Here is an 18497-nt window from a genome sequence, read left to right on the forward strand (position 1 = left end):
TCAATGACCCACAGCAAAGGCAATCGGCGTCGTACGCGCCAAGCCGCCACGGCACTTGAGCACGCGCAATTGTGCGGGTTTGGCGTCGATGGCGATGCGCAACGCCGCTGGTGACGGATTGACCGCTTCGCTCAACGGTCGCCAGGCAAAGGCCAGGGTCTGGCCGGTTTCCGCCGCCACTTGCAAGCGCCGCAACGCACGATCATCGGCCTTGTGCGGCCAACACAGCACCGCGCCGCAACTGCCTGAACGCAAACACTGTTCGGCTGCCCACAAGGCATCGCGCTCACTGGCCTGAATCACTGACAACTGGCGCAGATCGACCCCGGCGTTTTCCCATGCCTGCGGGTACGGCACGAACGGCGGCGCCACCAGCACAATGCGCTCACCCGCCGCCGACAATCGCGCCAGCGTCGGCCAGACCAGTTGCAGTTCGCCGACACCGGGGCCGGCCAAGAGGATTTCACTCAACGCCGCTTCCGGCCAGCCACCGCTGGGCAGTGCCGCGTCCAGCGCTGCATGTCCGGTCGGTTGCGGGCTGGCCGCCGGTGGCGCAGGCCGGCCCTTCCAGACCTGGCCGCCATTGAACAGCGTATCCAACGCAACGACGGCGCCCATCAGCCTTGCCTCACCAGACCGCAGAACACCCCTTCGATGGCCAGATCCTGATCGTCACGCACGACAATCGGCCGATACGCCGGGTTGCGCGGCAACAAGCGCACTTCGTCGCCAACCCGTTCGAAGCGTTTGATGGTGACTTCACCGTCGAGGCGCGCCACGACAATCTGGCCGTTAAGCGCTTCGGGATTACGTCGCACACCGACCAGATCACCGTCGAGAATGCCGTCCTCGATCATCGAATCGCCCTGCACCCGCAGCATGTAATCGGGCGTGCGCGAGAACAGCGCCGGGTCGAGCATCAAACGGCTATGGATCTCGGCATCGGCGCCAATCGGCGCACCGGCAGCGACGCGGCCGAGCACAGGAATGTCGAGCAGTTCGGCGCGCCGCGGCTGACCGAGCAAACGAATGCCTCGGGCCTGATTCGGATTGACCTCGATAAAACCGGCTTCGGTCAGCGCAAGCACATGCTTACGCGCCACGCTGCGCGAGGCAAAACCAAAAGCCTCGCTGATTTCAGCGAGGCTTGGGGGCTGACCGTGTTCGGCGATTCGATCGCGGATAAAGGTCAGGATGGCGGTACGGCGGGGAGTGAGGTTCGTCATGGAGTACATTTGTACTCTTTTGGCTTTTTCCTGACAAGCGCCGCAGGTCGGCCCACCCCACGTTGATCGTTCCCACGCTCCGCGTGGGAATGCAGCCCGTGACGCTCCGCGTCACTGGACGCAGAGCGTCCCCAGAGGCATTCCCACGCGGAGCGTGGGAACGATCAGTCAGCTTAAGCCGCGTTCGGCTAGGAATTCGGCGATGTAATCAATGAAAGCAACGACCTTGGCCGTGGCCCGCCGATGGCTCGGGTACACCGCCAGAATGTGCGGGCCAAAGGTGTCGGGATCGATTTCGTAATCAGCCATGACCCGCACCAGTCGCCCGTCGGCGATATACGGCGCGGCGCTCCACAGCGGCGTGTGCAGCAATCCTCGTCCGGCCAACGCACTGGCCAGCAACAAATCGTAATTATCGCTGCGCAACAACGGCGCCGTGGGTTGCGCCAGACTCAAACGCTGGCCGTCACGCTCGGCCCACCAGAATTCGCGACTAAGCAACGGATGCTGATAAAGCAGCCACTCATGCTGTTCAAGGGTCTGCGGATTTACCGGCAAGCCCTTGCGCGCCAGATACTCCGGGCTGCCGCACAGCGCCAGACGATTGCTGCCGACCACCCGCGCAATCAGCCCGGGTAAATCATCGTGCCCCTCGCGCAACGCCAGGTCATAACCACTTTCCAGCAAATTGACGAATGCATCACACAGATCCACCTGCAGGCTGATTTGCGGGTATTGCTGCAAAAAGCCGTCACACACTTGATCGAGAAACGCCCGCCCGTAGGCCAGCGGCGCAGTGATTTTCAGGCTGCCGCGCAAGCCGTGCTGTAACTGCTCGATTTCCTCGCTGGCCTCGTCGAGTCGCTGCAACACCAGTCGCGCGGTTTCCAGGTACACGCGGCCGATTTCGGTGAGCAGAATCCGCCGCGTGCTGCGCTCGAACAGCCTCGCGCCCAGCTCCGACTCCAGATGATTGACCGCTTTGGTCAGCGCCGACGGCGTCTTGCCCAACTGCTCGGCGGCGCGGCTGAAACTGCCGAGCTGCGCGGTGACCACGAACATCTTTAATGCGCCCAACTTGTCCATGCTTTTTCCATTCAGGCAAAAACGTTTTTCGTGAGGGAGGCGTTCTGTCAGCCGCTGACAGCCACTAATCTCGCCATCAGACGCAATAACAAGGAAATCTTCAATGAAAAGATTCATCCCGAGTCTGTTGGTAGTCGCTGTAAGTTTTGCCTCGATGGAAGCCATGGCCGCCCCTGATCTGATCCTTCTCAACGGCAAGATTTTCACCGCCGACCGCGCGCAACCCAAGGTGCAGGCCCTCGCCGTAGAGAACGGTAAAGTGCTGAAGGTCGGTACCGACGCGCAAATCAAAGCCCTGATCGAACCCGGCACCCAAGTCATCGACCTCAAGGGCAAAGCGCTGATGCCCGGCCTGATCGACAGCCATTCACACGCGATTTTCGGTGGACTGGAAATGACTTCGGCGAACATGGAAGACGAAGTCGTCGACCTCGATGAACTGCAAAAGCGTCTGCGCGACTGGCGTGCAGACGGCAAGGCGAAACACGGCGACGTGCTGAGCATTGCCGGCATGAGTTCGGTTTATTGGGCGCAGGCAGAGGCCTTGGGCAAAACCTTCAACAGCGGCGAATGGGCCGATGTGCCAGTGGTATTTATCGGCAGCGACCACCACACGGCGTGGGCCAACAATGTGATGCTCAAGCGTGCCGGGATTGACGCGGCCCTGCTGAAAACCCTGCCCGACGCGGAAAAAGACACCATCGGCAAATTGGCCAGCGGCGAGCCGAACGGTTTTGTGGTCGATGCCGGTTGGGATCGGGTCGCCTCGAAAATGCCGGTGCCAAGCCCCGCCGACATGTTGAAGGCCGCGAAATCAGCGGTGCGCTACAACAACAGCCTCGGCATCACCGCGTGGATGGATCCGGCCGCCAACGCCGCACCGGGCGAAGCGGTGTTCGCGCTCAAACCCACCGAAAAAACCGTCGGCGTGCTGCCGGCTTATAAAGCGCTATCGGAAAGTGGCGACATGAGCGTGCACGTCGCGGCGCTGCTGGTGGCCAATCCGAAAAGCGTGCCCGCCGACCTCAATACGCTGGACAAGGTGCGCCAGCAATTTCAGGGCATTCCTAACCTGACCCTGCCTGGCATCAAAATCTTCGCCGATGGCGTGATCGAATTCCCGGCGCAAAGCGCGGCGATGATCGACCCTTACAGCAACTCGCACAAACAGGGCGAACTGCTGATCGATCCGCAGCACTTCGGCGAACTGGTCAGCGCCATCGACCAACGTGGCTGGCTGGTGCACATCCACGCCATCGGCGACCGCGCGGTACGTGAATCGCTGAACGGCATCGCCCAGGCACGCAAGGATCGCCAGAGCGGCGTAACTCACTCGATCACTCACCTGCAAATGGTCAACCCGAAAGAGTTCGCCCGTTTCAAACCGCTCAACGTCATCGCTTCGATGCAGTTGCTGTGGGCCAGCGCCGACGACTACACCACCGACATGATCAAGCCCTACGTCAGCGCCCTCGCCTTCCGCTATCAGTACCCGGCGCATTCGCTGCTGAAACAGGGCGCGACGATTGCCGGCGCGAGCGACTGGCCGGTGTCGACGCCGAACCCGTTCAACGCCATGGCGCAGGCGATCACCCGCGTCGGCCCGTTGGGCGTGCTCAATGCTGATGAGCGTCTGGATCGAGACACCATGTTCTACGCCTACACCGTCAATGCGGCGCGTACGATTGGCCTGGAGAAACAGATCGGCTCGCTGACGCCGGGCAAGCAAGCGGACTTTATCGTCCTCGATCGCGACGTGTTCAGCGTCGACAACAAAGCCCTGCATGACACCCAGGTGTTGCAGACCTGGTTCGGCGGCCGTCAGGTCTACACCGCCGAAAAATAACAACACTGTTCCCCTTGTGGGAGCGGGCTTGCTCGCGAAGAGGCCAGTCTATTCAACATCTTCATTGACTGAACCACCGCTTTCGCGAGCAAGCCCGCTCCCACAGGATTTGTGTGGGTGGCAGGGATCGCATTCCCACCCACAATTTTCGTACTGCCCCAACAATAATCACAACATCGGGACTTCACATGAAAGCCTTGCCTCTGTTCGCCCTGAGTTTCTTGAGCGCGCTGCCCTTGAGCAGCCAAGCGATCCCTTTGAACGATGACTTTGCTGTGTTGGTGGATCTCACTTTAGCCAGCGACTACCGCACCCGTGGCATCTCGCAAACCCAGAATGCCCCTGCCGTGCAGGCCGGTCTGACCCTCGCTCACAGCAGCGGTCTGTACCTCGGTGCCTGGAGTTCAAACGTCGATTTCGGCGGCGGTCTGAAAACCCGTCAGGAAGTCGATTACTACGCCGGTTGGCTGTGGCAGGCGACCGAAGCGGTCAGCCTCGATCTGGGCTACATCAAGTACGCTTACCCCAAGGAAAGCCAGTTCAACCAAGGTGAGGTCTACGGGATTCTCGGCGTGTACGGAGTGAAACTGGCGGCGTATTACTCCAACGATGCGCCCGGGATCGATAGCAAGCAGAACTCGCTGTACACCTACATCGGTTATGAAACTGAACTGCCGTACGACTCGGGGTTGAAGCTGCGTTACGGCAATATGGATTTCAAGGATCCGCATTTGTATTCGGCGTCCGGCAGCGCTGAAGACTCGTACCGCGAATGGGAGGTGAAACTCACCCACAATCTGGCCGGCGTGGTGTTGGGCCTGAGCTACATCGACACGGATCTCTCACAGAGCCAATGCCTGAGCAACTGGGGCTTCAAGGATGTCTGCACCGCGACCGTCGTCGCGAGCGTCAGCAAATCCTTCTGACAAAACATCATCCCCCTGTGGGAGCGGGCTTGCTCGCGAAAGCGGTGGGTCAGTCAACATTAATCTTGGCTGACAAACCGCTTTCGCGAGCAAGCCCGCACACATTTGGATTGTTGCCGGATCAGGAATTGAGTTGTGCCAGATAGGCCCACGGGTAGATGCCGCGTTGGTGGCCGTCGCTGAAGATCAGTTGCACGCCGTAGCCTTGGGGATTGAGTTCGATCAGGCGAATGCGCTCATCTACCAGCGGCACCATGCCTTTCAGGCGAAACGCGCGGCATTGCGAACAGGGGCACTGGCGGCGCAGTTCGGCGTGGTTGAGTTGCTGTTCGCGGCCGTCCGGCCAGTTCAGGCGCAGCGTTCGTTCACTTTGTGAATTACCGACGGACAACGGGTTCATTGCAGCTGACTCAGGGCAATGCGCACGGCTTTGCGCACTTCCGGGTCGCCGTCATCCTGCGCGGCCTGCAACGCGGCGACGGCGCCGCGATCATTCAGTTCACCCAAGGCCAGTGCGGCTTCTTTGCGCAGGTTGCTGATGCGATGGCCGAGGGTTTCGATCAATGCGTCCAGCGCCGGAGCGAAACGCAGGCGACCGAGGCTGCGCGTGGCACGCAAACGTACCTGCCAATAGTCATCGCTCAAGGCGTCAACCAGTGCTGAGCCCGCGTCAATGTGGCCGACTTTGCCCAACGTGGTCGCGGCTTCTTCGCGCACTTGCCAGGCGTTGTCTTGCAAGGCCTGGCGCAGGGCTGGCAGGACTTCAGCGCTGGAGGCGAGGCCCAATGCACCCGTGGCGGCGCGGCGAACTTCGGTGTCGGGATCGTCACTGGCCAGTCTTGCTAATGCCGGTAACGCGTCGAGTTGCTTGAGCCAGCCGAGTACGCCCACCGCTTCACGACGCACGCTGGCATCGGCATCGTTCAGCGCAGTGACCGCAGCGGGTGCGGCATCGGCGAATCGCAGTTCACGCAATGCACGGAACGCCGCAATACGAACGCTGACATCAGCGTGATCAGTCCACGGCAGAATCACCCGCCCCGCCGCTTCCGTTTTCAGCAAGCTCAGGCTCTGCGCGGCAGCGGATTGCACCGAGGGCGCGGGATCAGTCAGCGCCTCACACAAGGCTTGCACGACGTCTTCTTCTTCCCAGGCCTCCAGCAATCGCGCGGCTTCAGCGCGGACTTCTTCAGCGGGATCCTGCCCCAAGCGATCCACCAGCCAGAGCAGGCCATCCGGCTCTTCAAGATCGGCCAGATCAATCAGGGCAATACGCCGCACCCCGGCGTCTTCAGCGGTCAGGCGCGGTTGCAGGGCGAGGATGTCATCGTTATCGGTCACAGCAAAAATAGAGGTCATAGGGCAAATCGCGGCAAAGGGTTTTCGGGAGGCAGACCGAGCGGGTTGAGGCGCGGCAGCGGTCGGTCGTCGTCGTGGCGCAGCAGGTCGAGGCAGTGGCGTTTGAGGCGCGAGAATTCAGGGCTGGTGACCAGCTCGCTGGTGCGTGGTCGGGCGAAGTCGAGGCGCAGATCTTCGATGATGCGCCCCGGCCGCGCGCTCATCACCAGCAAGCGGTCGGCAAGAAATAGCGCCTCGTCGATGTCGTGGGTGACGAACACCACGGTGGTGCGGATGCGTGTCCAGATGTCCAGCAGCAGCTCTTGCATGTTCAACCGGGTCAGCGCATCCAGCGCGCCGAACGGCTCGTCCATCAGCAACAGGCGCGGGCGATTGACCAGCACCCGGGCGATTTCCACGCGTTGCTGCATGCCGCCAGAGAGCTGGTCGGGCCAGCGTTCGGCGAAGCCTTCGAGGCCGACCAGTTTGAGAATGTCGTCGGCGGCGCGATGCCGTTCAGCTTTGCCGATGCCGCGCATCTTCAGGCCGAAAGCGACGTTGTCGCGCACCGTGCGCCACGGGAACAGCGTGTGATGCTGGAACACCATGCCGCGCTGCGGTGATGGGCCAGACACTTCGCCGCCATCGACTTTAAGGCTGCCGGCGTGAGCGCTCAAATGCCCGGCCAAAGCGCCGAGCAACGTCGATTTGCCGCAACCGGACGGGCCGAGAATGCACACGAACTGGCCGGGCTCGATCTGGCAATCGAGGCCTTGCACCGCTTCAAAGGCTTCGCGACCTTCGCCGAGGACGATGGACAATTGGCGAATGTCGATCCGCCCTTCCGGGGTTTGCATGACGCTCATCAGGCTTTTCCTCGCGGTCGATGCCAAGGCGTGAACAAGCCGCCCAGACGTTTGATCAGCAGACTGCTGCCCATGCCCAACACCCCGATCAAGAGCATGCCGACGACGATGTCGGCATAGTTCTGAATGGTGTAGGACTCCCAGGTGTAATAGCCGATGCCGAACTGGCCGGAGATCATTTCCGCCGTGACGAGGCAGAACCATGAAGTGCCCATGCCGATCGCCAAACCGGTGATGATGCTTGGCGCAGCGCCGGGCAGGATCACTTCCAGCAGGATCGCCCGGCGCCCTGCCCCGAGGCTTTTCGCTGAGGCAATCAAACGTGGGTCGACGCCTTCGACGCCGTGCACGGTGTTCAGCAGGATCGGGAACAACGCGCCGGTGAAGGTGATGAAGACCATCGACAATTCGGAGGACGGGAACATCAGAATCGCCAACGGAATCCACGCGACAGCGGGGATTGGGCGCAGGACTTCCAGCGGTGGCAGCAGCAGGTCTTCGGCCCATTTTGAACGGCCGATGGCGAGGCCCAGGGCGATGCCGATGACGAGCGCTGCGAGGTAGCCGGCGAAGACGCGGCTGAGGCTGGCGGTCAGGTGTTGCAGGAGCTTGCCGGAGTCGCCGAGGCCCAGCGCGGCTTCGATCACCGCGATGGGTGTCGGCACGTTGGCGAAGGTGACGAGGCCGAGGTTCCAGTGGTGGCTGGCGGCGAGTTGCCAGAACAGCAGGCAGAGCAGCAGTGATGCGGCCCTCGGAACCCAGCGAAAGTAAGGTCGATACACAATAATTCCTCACAACCGAGATCCCCTGTGGGAGCGGGCTTGCTCGCGAAAGCGGTGTGTCAGATGTAGCTGTGCTGACTGACAAGACGCCTTCGCGAGCAAGCCCGCTCCCACAGTTGACCGAGGTGTTTACCGGGTTAGCGGATGGCAACGGCTTGGGTGGTGGCATCGGTGAAGTCAAAGACTTTGCCGCCCTGCGCCGAGGCGAATTGCTGAGCCTGGCCTTTGAGCAGGAAGGCGCTCAAGCGCCCCTTGGCGTCACTGGCAAACCATGCCTGCTCAGCCAACAACTTGATCCCGCTATCACTGGCCTGTGCATACACCGCCCGAACGCTCTTGCCTTCCTGCTTCAACGCCGCCAGCGCAGTAAACGCCTCTTCCGCCGAGGCGTATTGGCGCACCTTGTCCTCACCGCGCACCCAGATTTCGGCGACATGGCTAACGTCAGTGATTGCTTTTCCCGTTACCGCATCCGTGCTCTTCAACGGCGTCTGCGCGTAATCCGCCAGCTGCGCCGTGTAATCCAGACCCGACGCTTTGAACGCCGCACGAATATATTGATCGTCAATGAAGTTGTTCAGATCGAGCCCGCGATCAGCCTTCTTCAGCAGCTTCAGCGTGTCGATCGCGGTACCCACCGCCTGACGATATTCCGGCTTCCAGCTCAGGTCGCGAGTCTGTACACCGAGCGGGCCGTGGAACAGATAATTCACCTCAGCATCGACACCGGTGACTTTGGCGATCATCTCGCTGTACTTCTCAGGCTCCGCCGCGAGCAACTGATTGGCCTCGATGCTCGCGCGCAGATAAGCGACGACGACTTCCGGGTATTTCTTCGCATACGCCTGATCCACCAGCGCACCATGGAACGTCGGCGCATTGGCCTGGGCACCGTCGTAAATCTTGCGCGCGAAACCACGGCTCGGGAACAGTTCGGCGAACGGCACAAAATCGGCGTGAGCGTCGATCTTGCCGGCCTGCAACGCGGAGCCGGCGACTTCCGGCGGCTGGGCGATGATGTTCACATCTTTCAGTGGATCCCAGCCCTGCGCCGCCACGGCACGCAGCAACATGCCGTGCGCGGTGGAAGCGAACGGCACGGAAATGGTCTTGCCCTTGAGCTCGCTCAGCGACTGCACACCCGATGCGCTCGGCACGACAATGCCGTTGCCGCTGCCCTTGATGCTGCCCGACAGCACGCTGATAAACAGGCTGTGCTTGCCGGCGGTTTCAAACGCCACGCCGTTGAACGCACCGGGGAAATCGGCCATGGCGCCGAAGTCGAGTTTGCCGGCGACCATCTCGTTGGTCAGCGGTGCGCCGCTGGTGAAGTTTTTCCACTGCACATCGTACTTGGCGTCTTTGTAGGCGCCGTCGTGGGGCAGGTATTTGTCGAGCAGTCCGAGTTCACGAATCAACAACCCGCCGGCGGCGCAGTTGATGGTGGTGTCCTGGGTGCCGATGGCGATGCGGATGGTTTCAGCCGAGGCCGACACGGTGAACGAAGCCAGTACCAGACCGGCGATTGCTGCACGCAACATGGTTGTTTCCCCTCGAATCATTTATTTGAGTTCGTCTCCGCCGCGATCAGGGCGCGGTGGGAAACGAGGGGTTTTCGGTGAATCCAGCGTCCGGGGTTTGCCGGATGGCTAATGGTTTGCCACAAATCCCAAATGTGGGAGACCCCTTGTGGGAGGGGGCTTGCTCCCGAAAACGGTGTTCCAGTCAACAGAGATGCCAGCCATGCCGGCCTCTTCGGGAGCAAGCCCCCTCCCACATTTCGATTGCGTTTCAACGCAATAAATAGGGGATGTCGACTTTCACGGCACCCGTCGGGCAATCCTTCTCGCACGGCATGCAATACCAACATTCATCGAACGCCATGTAGGCCTTCTGCGTCGCCGGATTGATCGCCAGCAAGTCCATCGGGCAGACATCCACACACACGGTGCAGCCCTTTTCGGCGATGCATTTGTCCTCATCGACGGTGACGGGGGCGTTGGAGCGGAAGAAGATTTCTTGAGCTTGATAGGCCATGGTTCGGACTCTCTTTCAGGTGTGCATCAAGCGGCAAAGGCGCCGACCCGCAAACGGTCGTAGGCCTGCATTTCCTCGGCATCGAGCGGGATGATGTAAGGCTCGACGGCTTTCTTGAAACTGGTCATCTGACCGTCATCGCCCTTCTTCAAGTGGCAATGGCAGAACCACTCGCTGTCGTTGCGTTGCGGGTGATCGACACGATAGTGGTACAGGCCCCAGCGGCTTTCGGCGCGGAACAACGAGGCGCGGGCGGCCATTTCGGCGCAGTCGCGGATCACGCTGGTCTCCATCGCACGCATCAGTTCGTGGGCGTTGTTGGCTTTCATCTGCTCGAGATCGCGTTCGATGTCGCTGAAGCGTTGCAAGCCGATCTGCATTTTCTTGGTCACTTTCGGCGGTTGCAGGTAGTCGTTAACGAAGCGTCGCAGCTTGTACTCGACCTGCGCCGGCGGAAGGCCATGTTCGCGATCCAGCGGTGCGTAGACCCGGGCTTTTTCCTTTTCGATCTGCTCGGCATCCAGCGCAGAAAACTCGCGCCCGGCGACAAAATCGGCGGCGTTGTGCCCGGCAAACCAGCCGTAGGTGAACGCGCCGAGCATGTAGTTATGCGGCACAGCGGCCATGTCACCCGCCGAGTACAAGCCTTTCACCGAGGTTTCCGCGCGTTCGTTGACCCATACACCGGACGCCGAGTGACCGCTGCAAAAACCGATTTCGGAGATGTGCATTTCGACCATTTGCGTGCGGTAGTCGGTGCCACGATTGGCGTGGAACTGGCCACGGCTCGGGCGTTCGTTGCTGTGCAGGATTTCCTCGATGTTCTGGATGGTTTCTTCGGCCAGGTGATCGAGTTTGAGGAACACCGGGCCGTTGCCGCTCTCCAGTTCCTGGTGGAATTCCCACATCATCTGCCCGCTCCAGTAGTCGCACTCGATGAAGCGTTCGCCCTTGTTGTTGGCGGTGTAGCCGCCCAGCGGGCCGGTGACGTACGCGCAGGCCGGGCCGTTGTAGTCCTTGATCAGCGGGTTGATCTGGAAGCACTCGAGGTTGGCCAGTTCGGCGCCGGCGTGATAGGCCATCGCGTAGCCGTCGCCGGCATTGGTCGGGTTTTCGTAGGTGCCCATCAGGTAGCCCGACGATGGCAGGCCGAGTCGTCCGGCGGCGCCGCAGGCGAGGATCACCGCTTTGGCTTTGATCACGTGGAAATCGGCGGTGCGGCAGTCGAAGCCCATCACCCCGTTGACGGTGCCCTCCTCGTCGGTCAGCAACCGCGTGCACACGAGGCGATTGGTGATGCTCACTCGTGCACGTTTCAACTGGCGATAGAGGACTTTTTTGATGTCGTGCCCTTCCGGCATCGGCAGCACGTAGGCGCCCATGTGGTGGACTTTTTTCACTGCGTAATCGCCGGTTTCGTCTTTCTCGAACTTCACGCCCCAACGGTCGAGCTGTTCGATGGTTTCGAAGCTGTGCGTCGCGTAAGCGTAAACGGCGGCCTGATTGACGATGCCGTCATTGGCGATGGTGATTTCCTTGGTGTACTGCTCAGGCGTCGAGTGCCCGGGAATGATCGCGTTGTTCAGGCCGTCCATGCCCATGCTGATCGCGCCGCTGCGTTTGACGTTGGCCTTGTCGACCAGCAGCACGCGCAGGTCGCGGTTCTTTTCCTTGGCCTTGATCGCGGCCATCGGGCCCGCGGTGCCGCCGCCGATGACGACGATGTCGTATTCCTGTTCGAGAACGTTGCGGGTCATGCCTGCTCCCCTTTTTGCCGGTCGATCCGCAGGCGGTACTGGAATGCATCGCCACGGTAGTAAAGGTGTTCGAAGTCCAGCGGCTGGCCCTGTGCGTCGTGGGTCAGACGTTCGATGCGCATGATTGGCGAACCGGCTTCGACGTTGAGCGCCTGGGTCAGGTCGCTGTCAGCGAGCACAGCGTCGATGGCCAGATCAGCGTGACCGAGGGCGATGCCGCAGTCGTTTTCGAGGATCAGAAAGATGTCGCGGGTGACCAGATCAGCCTTCTCCAACCGCTCGCCGACGGCTTTGGGCAGGTAGGTGATTTCAAGCGAAATCGGCTCACGATTGATCAGGCGCACGCGTTTGATCTGCGCGACGATCTCGCCTTCGGCGACCTGCAAACGCTCGGCCACGCGCTTGTCGGCCGGGATGAATTTGAAGCTGCGCAGACGGTTGATCACCTCGTAACCACGCCCGGTCATGGACTCGGCGAGGCCTTGCAGGCTGCTGACGTTTTGAAAGGTTTTCGGCTTGGCGACGAAGGTGCCTTTGCCGTGGATCTTGAAGATCAGCCCTTCTTTTTGCAGATCGCCCAAGGCCTGGCGCACGGTGATGCGGCTGACTTTGAACAGCGCGCCGAGTTCGCTTTCGGAGGGCATCTGGCTGTCTTGCGGGTATTCGCCGTCGAGAATGCGCGCACGGAGGACGTCGCGTAATTGGGTGTGCAGAGGAACGCTACTGAGGAAGAGAACGTTATCGGTCATCGCGGGATCACTTGTTATAACGAGTTATGACGTGATCTTAGAGTTGTTATGACAAGGTTAGAAATATTGTTTGGGCATAACCTTAGATTCGGTGTTGAAAATCAAAAGATCGCAGCCTTCGGCAGCTCCTACATGAGACCGCGATCCCCTGTAGGAGCTGCCGAAGGCTGCGATCTTTTGATCTTAACGTTTGAGGATCTGATCCATGACCCAGTCAGTCTTGAGCGCTTGCTCGGCGACTGCAGGGTGTTGTGAATCACCCCGAATATGCGCATTCATACCCAGCACGTGATGCCACTGAATGTGTTCGTGATGCGGGATTTCCAGGCTGATCTTTTCATCGGCATGCAACTGCACAGGATGCTCATCAAACACCGAAAAACTGATCCGCCCCAGGCTGCCGATGATCTCGACACGATCCTCGCGCCGATCCGCGACAAAGCTCCAGCAGCCCATGCCCAACGCCCCGGAGGCGAATCGCCAACTGGCGCTTACGGCATCTTCCGCCGCATACAAACCCGCCTGTCGCGCCGTGAATCCGGCCACTTCAACGATATCGCCGAGCAGATACTGGAACAGGTCAAAACCGTGGCTGGCCAGATCGGCAAAATAACCGCCACCGGCCACCGCAGGATCGGTGCGCCAGTTGTCGCGGCCATCGAGATCAACCGGCGACGGCGCTTTGGTCAGCGTCCAGCTCAGATGCCGAACCTCACCAATACGCCCCTCCTCCAGCCACTGGCGAACCTGCGCAAATCGCGGCAATGAACGACGGTAGTAGGAAACGAACAAGTGCAAACCAGCGTCGGCAAACGCCTGTTGCATCTCGCGGCTTTGCCCGGCATTCAGCGCCATGGGTTTTTCCACGCAGCAATGTTTGCCGGCGGCAGCGACTTTCAGGCTGTAGGCATGGTGGCTGTCGGGTGGCGTGGCGATGTACACCGCGTCGACCTCGGGATCGTTGATCAGCGCATCGACATCGGTGTAGACCCGCGCGATGCCGTGGCGCGCAGCGTAGTCAGTCACCGCTTCAAGGCGTCGGCCCATCACCGCCACCAGCGCAGAACCGGGCGCCTTGTAGAAGGCCGGCCCGCTCTTGCGTTCAGCGACGCTGCCGCACCCGATCATGCCCCAACGCACCACGTTCATTTTTTACTCCTTTAGCCGATGCGCAAGGCGCGCAGATCGAGGTGACCATCCTTCAACGGCGGGCACCAGTAGTAGCCGCCAGTGATCGGCCGGCTAATGCGATACAGACCGTCGGTGATGCCGTCTTCCAGACCGCTCATGCGTCGCAGTTGTGCTTCGAAGGCATCCAGCGAGAAGCCGAACGCGAGGAACATCAGGCCCGCGCGATCGCCTTCAATCCACGGCATCGAACGGCGCACGACGAACGCTTCCGGCGCGAAGCTTTCCTGCGCGGTGCGTTTGACGTGGGCCGAAATCGGCGCGTCGTCGATCTCTTCGTTGTCGCTGAGACGACGGCCCATGATGTTGTCTTTGTCATCGGCGGAGAGTTTGTGGAAACCCTTGAGATCGTGCTGCCACTGCTGGATTGCGGCGAAGCTGCCGCCGACCATGCCGTCAGTGCCAGCGCTTTGCAGGGCAGCGGCGATGGCGGCTTCGTCGTGCGGGTTTTCAGTGCCGTCTTCGTAGCCGGTCAGGTCGTGGCCGTCCTTGTGGCGGAAGGCTTCCTGCATCTCAACCAGGCGCAGGGCCGGGGCCAGCGCGGCTTCGACGGCGTTGCAGCGGTTGAGCAATTCACCACGGTCGACGCCGTGCAGCCAGACCCACAGCGCGTGTTGGGTCGACGGGTTTTCCACGCCGACGCCGGACATCGCCGGGAAGCTGCGCAGGCCGTCAATCTGGACGTTGAGGGCCTTGACCAGGGATTCACCGAAACCGACCACCGCCGACTTGCCGTCCACCAGATTCATCAGGTTGTCGATCGCCTGTGGCAGCGCTTCAACTGACTGAAGCGCGAAAAACAGGTGACGTGCTTGCGCAGGAACGGGGGTGGCGAGAATGCCCGGCTGGTAGTAACTCATGTGAACTCCTTGGAAAGTGCGCGGGAGTTTACCTGTGGCCGGAGGATTTGTGTGGGTTTGGATGGTGGCAAAAGCCCCTCACCCTAGCCCTCTCCCCGAGGGAGAGGGAACTGAATGGGGGATATTTGAGGGGTACGCCGACTTGAACGTGCTGCTGTGAATCCATAATCGACACAAAACTTTCAGGTCGATGTATGAATCAAGACACCTCGGTCGGCCCCCTCTCCCTCTGGGAGAGGGCTGGGGTGAGGGTTTGCGTCATTGCGCCACGCACTCGGGCTCATCCCCGTCCAGCGCTTGAACGCCCGGCGAAAACTGCGCACATCGCTGTAGCCCACCTCTTCGGTAATCCGCTCGATCGGCATGTCCGGGTTCGCCAGCAGACTCATCGTCCGCGCCTGCCGGACTTGCTCCAGCAGCGCCTCAAATGTCAGCGCATGCTCGGTCAACCGTCGGCGCAAGGTGCGGCTGCTCATGTTCAAATCGCCGGCAATCTTTTCGATATGACTGCCGCTGCTCAGATCCCGCGCAATCGCCCGCTCCACCGCCTGAATCAGATCAAGCTTCTGATGCACCTGCGCCGCTTCCAGCTCCAGCAGTTTCACTGCCTGCCGCAGCGCCAGCGAATGGTGATTGGGCAGGTTCACATCGAGCCAGCGCACATCGATCAACATGCGATTGTGCAGGCAACCGAAGCGCACATTCGGCCCAAGCAGTCGGTGATATTCACTGAGGTAATCCGGCGCGGCATGCACAAACTCCACCGCAATCGGCGCAAAATCAGCCCCGGCTAGCGCCCGGCCGTACACCAGCAAACTGGCAAAAAACTCCTCGACCGCGAACACCTGCACTTCGGCGAACGGCAACCGACAATCAGCATCAAGGTGCACCTGATCGCCAACCACATCGACACTCGACACCACAATCCCGCCCGACGTGTGCTGATGACGAATGCCCAAGGCAAACGCGTCGCGCAAAGTCTTGCACAGCGACAACACATGCCCGAGCAAGCCCAGCGTGCCCAGCACATTCTGTGCGCCCACCCATAAGCCGAGGCCCTGATTGGGCAGCACTTTTAACGCGCGCTGAATCATCGCCACAGCCTGGCGATAGGAAATCCGCTGCGCCGGATCCTGCAGGTCTTCAAGGGTAAAACCCAGGCCACGGCACAGGCTCTCGGGCTCGACGCCCTTGTTTTGCGCGACTTCGGCGAGGGTTTGCAGGAGGAACGGCGACACCAGCGCCAGTTCGTAGGTCGGATCGACAACTTTCATGTTCATGGCGGCGAGGCATTCCGGATCAGGCTTGATTGTTATTTTTGTAACCGGTTATGTCGAAGGAAGTTAGCACAGGCGTGACGGACTGTCCGCAGAAGTCCCCTCAGTGTCCGCCAATACCCTGCCCTGACAGGCGCCAACGGCTTATTTCTATAGTGCCGGGCGTGCTGCGTACCGGCGTTGCGTCACAACACAATAATAATGAGGACGGATATGCACCCGAACCGCGCGACATTCCCCTTGCGCCTGGCCCTTTCCTTGCTGGGCTGCGCCGCGACTGTACCGGCGCTGGCCACCGAAGCCGGCGTCGACAACATCGGCCCCGGCACCGACGGTTTCTTCATGCTGCCGCTGGACGTCGACAGCCTTCCGGAGAACATGGTCGCGTTCAACGTCTACTACAACCATTACAAGTCGACCAAACTCAACATCAGTTCGCTGGGCGGCAAGGTGCCTAATGTCGAAATTGAATCGACGGCGGTGATTCCGCGCCTCGACTACTTGAGCCCGGTGCGCGTGTTCGGTGGGCGTCTGGCCGGCTACATCGCACAGCCGTGGTTGAAGCAGGAAGTCTCGGTGTTCGGCCTCAGCGACACGCGCGAAGGCATGGGCGACACCACCGTCGCGCCGATCATTTTGTGGGACATGGGCAAAAACCTGACCCTCGGCGCGGCCCTGGAAATCACTGTGCCGACCGGCGAATACAGCGTCGATCGGCTGGCCAACACCAGCAACAATTTCTACACCTACAAGCCGCTGTTCTCCTTCACCTGGTTGCCGACGGATAAAACCGAGGTGTCGATGAAGACCACTTACAGCTTCAACGAGAAGAACAAAGACACCGACTACAAGTCCGGGCAGATCTTCCACTTCGATTATTCGGCCAGCTACAAGCTCACCGACGACCTGATGCTCGGGATCAACGGCTACTTCCTCCAGCAAACCACCGACGACAAACAGTTCGGCCACACCGTGCAGTTCGCCGGGCAGGATGTCGACGACGGCGTGCGCGGCAAAGTGTTCGCCATCGGCCCGGCGCTGCACTGGACGTTCCTCAAATACGCCAGCGCGGAGATCCGCTGGGCCAAGGAATTCGACGTGGAAAACCGCCCGGAAGGCGAAATGCTCTGGGCCAAGGTCAGCATCCCCTACGCCTTCTGAAATCTCCTTGCCCTCTGTGGGAGCGGGCTTGCTCGCGAAGGCGCCAGGTCAGGCACCTTCGATGTTGAATGTCGCGGCCTCTTCGTGAGCAAGCCCACTCCCACCTTTGATCCCTGCCAACCACAAATCCCGCCTCCACTCACGACCCAATGTGGGAGCGGGCTTGCTCGCGAAGGCGCCAGTTCAGGCACCTTCGATGTTGAATGTCGCGGCCTCTTCGTGAGCAAGCCCACTCCCACCTTTGATCCCCGCCATCCACAAATCCCGCCTCCACTCACGACAATGTGGGAGCGGGCTTGCTCGCGAAGGCGCCCGTTCAGGCACCTTCGATGTTGAATGTCGCGGCCTCTTCGTGAGCAAGCCCACTCCCACCTTTGATCCCCGCCAACCACAAATCCCGCCTCCACTCACGACCCAATGTGGGAGCGGGCTTGCTCGCGAAGGCGCCAGGTCAGGCACCTTCAATATTGAATGCACCAGCCTCTTCGTGAGCAAGCCCACTCTCACCTCTGATCCCCGCCAACCACAAATCCCGCCTCCACTCACGACCCAATGTGGGAGCGGGCTTGCTCGCGAAGGCGCCAGGTCAGGCACCTTCGATGTTGAATGTCGCGGCCTCTTCGTGAGCAAGCCCACTCCCACCTTTGATCCCTGCCAACCACAAATCCCGCCTCCACTCACGATCCAATGTGTGTGGGCTTGCTCGCGAAGACGGCGTGTCAGCCATTAAAGATGTCGCCTGACACTACGCTTTCGCGAGCAAGCTCAGCTCCTACAAAAGCCTCCGAAATTCCCTGCTGATCGGAGGAATCGTCTGACATCTTTGGCGCTTGAGCTTGGGGATACTCGGTACTTCGTCTAGCCAGTGACGACACAGAGCCGCATCCCCCTTAGACTGCTTAACATTGATCATGGAGGTCATTATGAGCGCCGAACTTTTTCCTGACGTTGCCGAATTCGAAACTGCAGAGCAGGCAGCGAGCTACGACCGTTGGTATCGTGCAAAAGTACAAGCCGCACTTGATGATCCGCGCCCAGGCATTCCCCATCAGGAAGCCATGGTGCGGCTTGATCGGATGTTAGAAGAGAGGCGAAAAAATCGACGCGCTACTGGTTGAGTGGAGCGATCAAGCTCTGGACGATCTGGCTGATATCATCGATTACATTGAGCAATACAACACTAACGCTTCAGTTTCGCTGTATAAAAAAGTTGGGACAGCTGCGCAAAACCTGTCTTCTGTGCCCCGTGGCTTCCGCTTTGGTCGAATACAAGGGACTCGCGAAATGGTGATAAACCCGAACTATCTTCTTGTTTATCGAGTGACGGATCGCATCAGAATACTGACGGTGCTCCACGCTCGGCAAAAATATCCCTGAACACGATCAAAAAAAAAGGGC

At 60.3% G+C, this 18497-nt stretch carries 19 protein-coding genes; 5 read left to right on the plus strand and 14 right to left on the minus strand.

The genetic code is table 11. The features are described from left to right. The 3 genes from imuA to GVL50_RS19555 all read right to left on the minus strand — a co-directional run bounded on the left by imuA (nt 1) and on the right by GVL50_RS19555 (nt 2312). Nucleotides 1–618: a translesion DNA synthesis-associated protein ImuA gene (gene imuA / locus GVL50_RS19545; RefSeq protein ID WP_159814797.1), complete on the minus strand. Its 618-nt coding sequence runs from the start codon at nt 616–618 to the stop codon at nt 1–3. After that, nucleotides 618–1235: a transcriptional repressor LexA gene (gene lexA / locus GVL50_RS19550; protein ID WP_159814798.1), complete on the minus strand. Its 618-nt coding sequence runs from the start codon at nt 1233–1235 to the stop codon at nt 618–620. Before lexA ends, imuA begins: the two co-directional genes overlap by 1 nt. Nucleotides 1236–1394: 159 nt before the next feature. Then, on the minus strand, nt 1395–2312 hold the full coding sequence (locus tag GVL50_RS19555) for a LysR family transcriptional regulator (protein ID WP_053120915.1): 918 nt from the start codon (nt 2310–2312) through the stop codon (nt 1395–1397). Nucleotides 2313–2415: 103 nt separating this feature from the next. Here GVL50_RS19555 and GVL50_RS19560 point away from each other — a divergent pair, with 103 nt between their 5' ends. Both GVL50_RS19560 and GVL50_RS19565 read left to right on the plus strand, forming a co-directional pair. Then, nucleotides 2416–4158, plus strand: coding sequence for an amidohydrolase (locus GVL50_RS19560; protein ID WP_159814799.1), 1743 nt, complete (start codon nt 2416–2418; stop codon nt 4156–4158). Nucleotides 4159–4346: 188 nt separating this feature from the next. Continuing rightward, on the plus strand, nt 4347–5084 hold the full coding sequence (locus GVL50_RS19565; RefSeq protein WP_159814800.1) for a TorF family putative porin: 738 nt from the start codon (nt 4347–4349) through the stop codon (nt 5082–5084). Between the two features lie 121 nt (nt 5085–5205). Here the strand turns inward: GVL50_RS19565 and GVL50_RS19570 are convergent, their stop codons facing one another. The 11 genes from GVL50_RS19570 to GVL50_RS19620 all read right to left on the minus strand — a co-directional run bounded on the left by GVL50_RS19570 (nt 5206) and on the right by GVL50_RS19620 (nt 15941). Continuing rightward, nucleotides 5206–5484: a DUF971 domain-containing protein gene (locus GVL50_RS19570; RefSeq protein ID WP_159814801.1), complete on the minus strand. Its 279-nt coding sequence runs from the start codon at nt 5482–5484 to the stop codon at nt 5206–5208. Then, nucleotides 5481–6443 carry a HEAT repeat domain-containing protein gene (locus GVL50_RS19575; protein WP_159814802.1) on the minus strand — a complete coding sequence of 321 codons (963 nt, stop codon included), beginning with the start codon at nt 6441–6443 and terminating at the stop codon, nt 5481–5483. Before GVL50_RS19575 ends, GVL50_RS19570 begins: the two co-directional genes overlap by 4 nt. Further along, nucleotides 6440–7288, minus strand: coding sequence for an ABC transporter ATP-binding protein (locus tag GVL50_RS19580; protein WP_159814803.1), 849 nt, complete (start codon nt 7286–7288; stop codon nt 6440–6442). The genes GVL50_RS19575 and GVL50_RS19580 overlap by 4 nt, the downstream gene beginning before the upstream one ends. Beyond that, complete coding sequence (locus tag GVL50_RS19585) at nt 7288–8070, minus strand: ABC transporter permease (RefSeq protein ID WP_159814804.1); 783 nt, start codon at nt 8068–8070, stop codon at nt 7288–7290. Before GVL50_RS19585 ends, GVL50_RS19580 begins: the two co-directional genes overlap by 1 nt. Nucleotides 8071–8207: 137 nt before the next feature. Beyond that, nucleotides 8208–9611 carry an ABC transporter substrate-binding protein gene (locus tag GVL50_RS19590; protein WP_159814805.1) on the minus strand — a complete coding sequence of 468 codons (1404 nt, stop codon included), beginning with the start codon at nt 9609–9611 and terminating at the stop codon, nt 8208–8210. 250 nt (nt 9612–9861) lie between these two features. Next, on the minus strand, nt 9862–10107 hold the full coding sequence (locus tag GVL50_RS19595; protein ID WP_003225615.1) for a ferredoxin family protein: 246 nt from the start codon (nt 10105–10107) through the stop codon (nt 9862–9864). Between the two features lie 26 nt (nt 10108–10133). Beyond that, nucleotides 10134–11864, minus strand: coding sequence for a fumarate reductase/succinate dehydrogenase flavoprotein subunit (locus GVL50_RS19600; RefSeq protein WP_122600338.1), 1731 nt, complete (start codon nt 11862–11864; stop codon nt 10134–10136). Further along, nucleotides 11861–12613, minus strand: coding sequence for a GntR family transcriptional regulator (locus GVL50_RS19605; protein WP_159814806.1), 753 nt, complete (start codon nt 12611–12613; stop codon nt 11861–11863). Before GVL50_RS19605 ends, GVL50_RS19600 begins: the two co-directional genes overlap by 4 nt. A 183-nt stretch (nt 12614–12796) precedes the next feature. Beyond that, nucleotides 12797–13762, minus strand: a complete 966-nt coding sequence (locus tag GVL50_RS19610; protein ID WP_159814807.1) for a Gfo/Idh/MocA family protein — start codon at nt 13760–13762, stop codon at nt 12797–12799. Between the two features lie 11 nt (nt 13763–13773). Further along, entirely contained in the window at nt 13774–14661 is an 888-nt protein-coding gene (locus tag GVL50_RS19615; RefSeq protein WP_159814808.1) for a Dyp-type peroxidase, read from the minus strand. Nucleotides 14662–14843: 182 nt separating this feature from the next. Continuing rightward, nucleotides 14844–15941 carry an AraC family transcriptional regulator gene (locus GVL50_RS19620; protein ID WP_159814809.1) on the minus strand — a complete coding sequence of 366 codons (1098 nt, stop codon included), beginning with the start codon at nt 15939–15941 and terminating at the stop codon, nt 14844–14846. A gap of 210 nt (nt 15942–16151) precedes the next feature. On the opposite strand from GVL50_RS19620, the gene GVL50_RS19625 reads away from it, so the two are divergent. From GVL50_RS19625 to GVL50_RS19635, 3 genes are all read left to right on the plus strand, one after another. Then, nucleotides 16152–17099, plus strand: a complete 948-nt coding sequence (locus tag GVL50_RS19625; protein ID WP_053119573.1) for a transporter — start codon at nt 16152–16154, stop codon at nt 17097–17099. Between the two features lie 923 nt (nt 17100–18022). Continuing rightward, nucleotides 18023–18217, plus strand: a complete 195-nt coding sequence (locus GVL50_RS19630; RefSeq protein WP_159814810.1) for a stability determinant — start codon at nt 18023–18025, stop codon at nt 18215–18217. Between the two features lie 46 nt (nt 18218–18263). Next, the gene (locus tag GVL50_RS19635; protein WP_256671890.1) at nt 18264–18476 is read left to right on the plus strand and encodes a type II toxin-antitoxin system RelE/ParE family toxin; all 213 of its coding nucleotides are present in this window, start codon (nt 18264–18266) and stop codon (nt 18474–18476) included. The last annotated feature ends 21 nt before the right edge of the window (nt 18477–18497 follow it).

It is taken from the genome of Pseudomonas sp. 18058 (genome assembly GCF_902706155.1).
Taxonomy (GTDB): domain Bacteria; phylum Pseudomonadota; class Gammaproteobacteria; order Pseudomonadales; family Pseudomonadaceae; genus Aquipseudomonas; species Aquipseudomonas rustica.

Excerpts from the sequence above, each read along its gene's own strand:
- GVL50_RS19605 (WP_159814806.1), bottom strand. The coding sequence starts at position 12,613 with ATGACCGATAACGTTCTCTTCCTCAGTAGCGTTCCTCTGCACACCCAA.
- GVL50_RS19590 (WP_159814805.1), bottom strand. The coding sequence starts at position 9,611 with ATGTTGCGTGCAGCAATCGCCGGTCTGGTACTGGCTTCGTTCACCGTG.
- imuA (WP_159814797.1), bottom strand. The coding sequence starts at position 618 with ATGGGCGCCGTCGTTGCGTTGGATACGCTGTTCAATGGCGGCCAGGTC.
- GVL50_RS19580 (WP_159814803.1), bottom strand. The coding sequence starts at position 7,288 with ATGAGCGTCATGCAAACCCCGGAAGGGCGGATCGACATTCGCCAATTG.
- GVL50_RS19610 (WP_159814807.1), bottom strand. The coding sequence starts at position 13,762 with ATGAACGTGGTGCGTTGGGGCATGATCGGGTGCGGCAGCGTCGCTGAA.
- GVL50_RS19575 (WP_159814802.1), bottom strand. The coding sequence starts at position 6,443 with ATGACCTCTATTTTTGCTGTGACCGATAACGATGACATCCTCGCCCTG.
- GVL50_RS19615 (WP_159814808.1), bottom strand. The coding sequence starts at position 14,661 with ATGAGTTACTACCAGCCGGGCATTCTCGCCACCCCCGTTCCTGCGCAA.
- GVL50_RS19600 (WP_122600338.1), bottom strand. The coding sequence starts at position 11,864 with ATGACCCGCAACGTTCTCGAACAGGAATACGACATCGTCGTCATCGGC.
- lexA (WP_159814798.1), bottom strand. The coding sequence starts at position 1,235 with ATGTACTCCATGACGAACCTCACTCCCCGCCGTACCGCCATCCTGACC.
- GVL50_RS19620 (WP_159814809.1), bottom strand. The coding sequence starts at position 15,941 with ATGAACATGAAAGTTGTCGATCCGACCTACGAACTGGCGCTGGTGTCG.
- GVL50_RS19625 (WP_053119573.1), top strand. The coding sequence starts at position 16,152 with ATGCACCCGAACCGCGCGACATTCCCCTTGCGCCTGGCCCTTTCCTTG.
- GVL50_RS19630 (WP_159814810.1), top strand. The coding sequence starts at position 18,023 with ATGAGCGCCGAACTTTTTCCTGACGTTGCCGAATTCGAAACTGCAGAG.
- GVL50_RS19565 (WP_159814800.1), top strand. The coding sequence starts at position 4,347 with ATGAAAGCCTTGCCTCTGTTCGCCCTGAGTTTCTTGAGCGCGCTGCCC.
- GVL50_RS19595 (WP_003225615.1), bottom strand. The coding sequence starts at position 10,107 with ATGGCCTATCAAGCTCAAGAAATCTTCTTCCGCTCCAACGCCCCCGTC.
- GVL50_RS19570 (WP_159814801.1), bottom strand. The coding sequence starts at position 5,484 with ATGAACCCGTTGTCCGTCGGTAATTCACAAAGTGAACGAACGCTGCGC.
- GVL50_RS19555 (WP_053120915.1), bottom strand. The coding sequence starts at position 2,312 with ATGGACAAGTTGGGCGCATTAAAGATGTTCGTGGTCACCGCGCAGCTC.
- GVL50_RS19560 (WP_159814799.1), top strand. The coding sequence starts at position 2,416 with ATGAAAAGATTCATCCCGAGTCTGTTGGTAGTCGCTGTAAGTTTTGCC.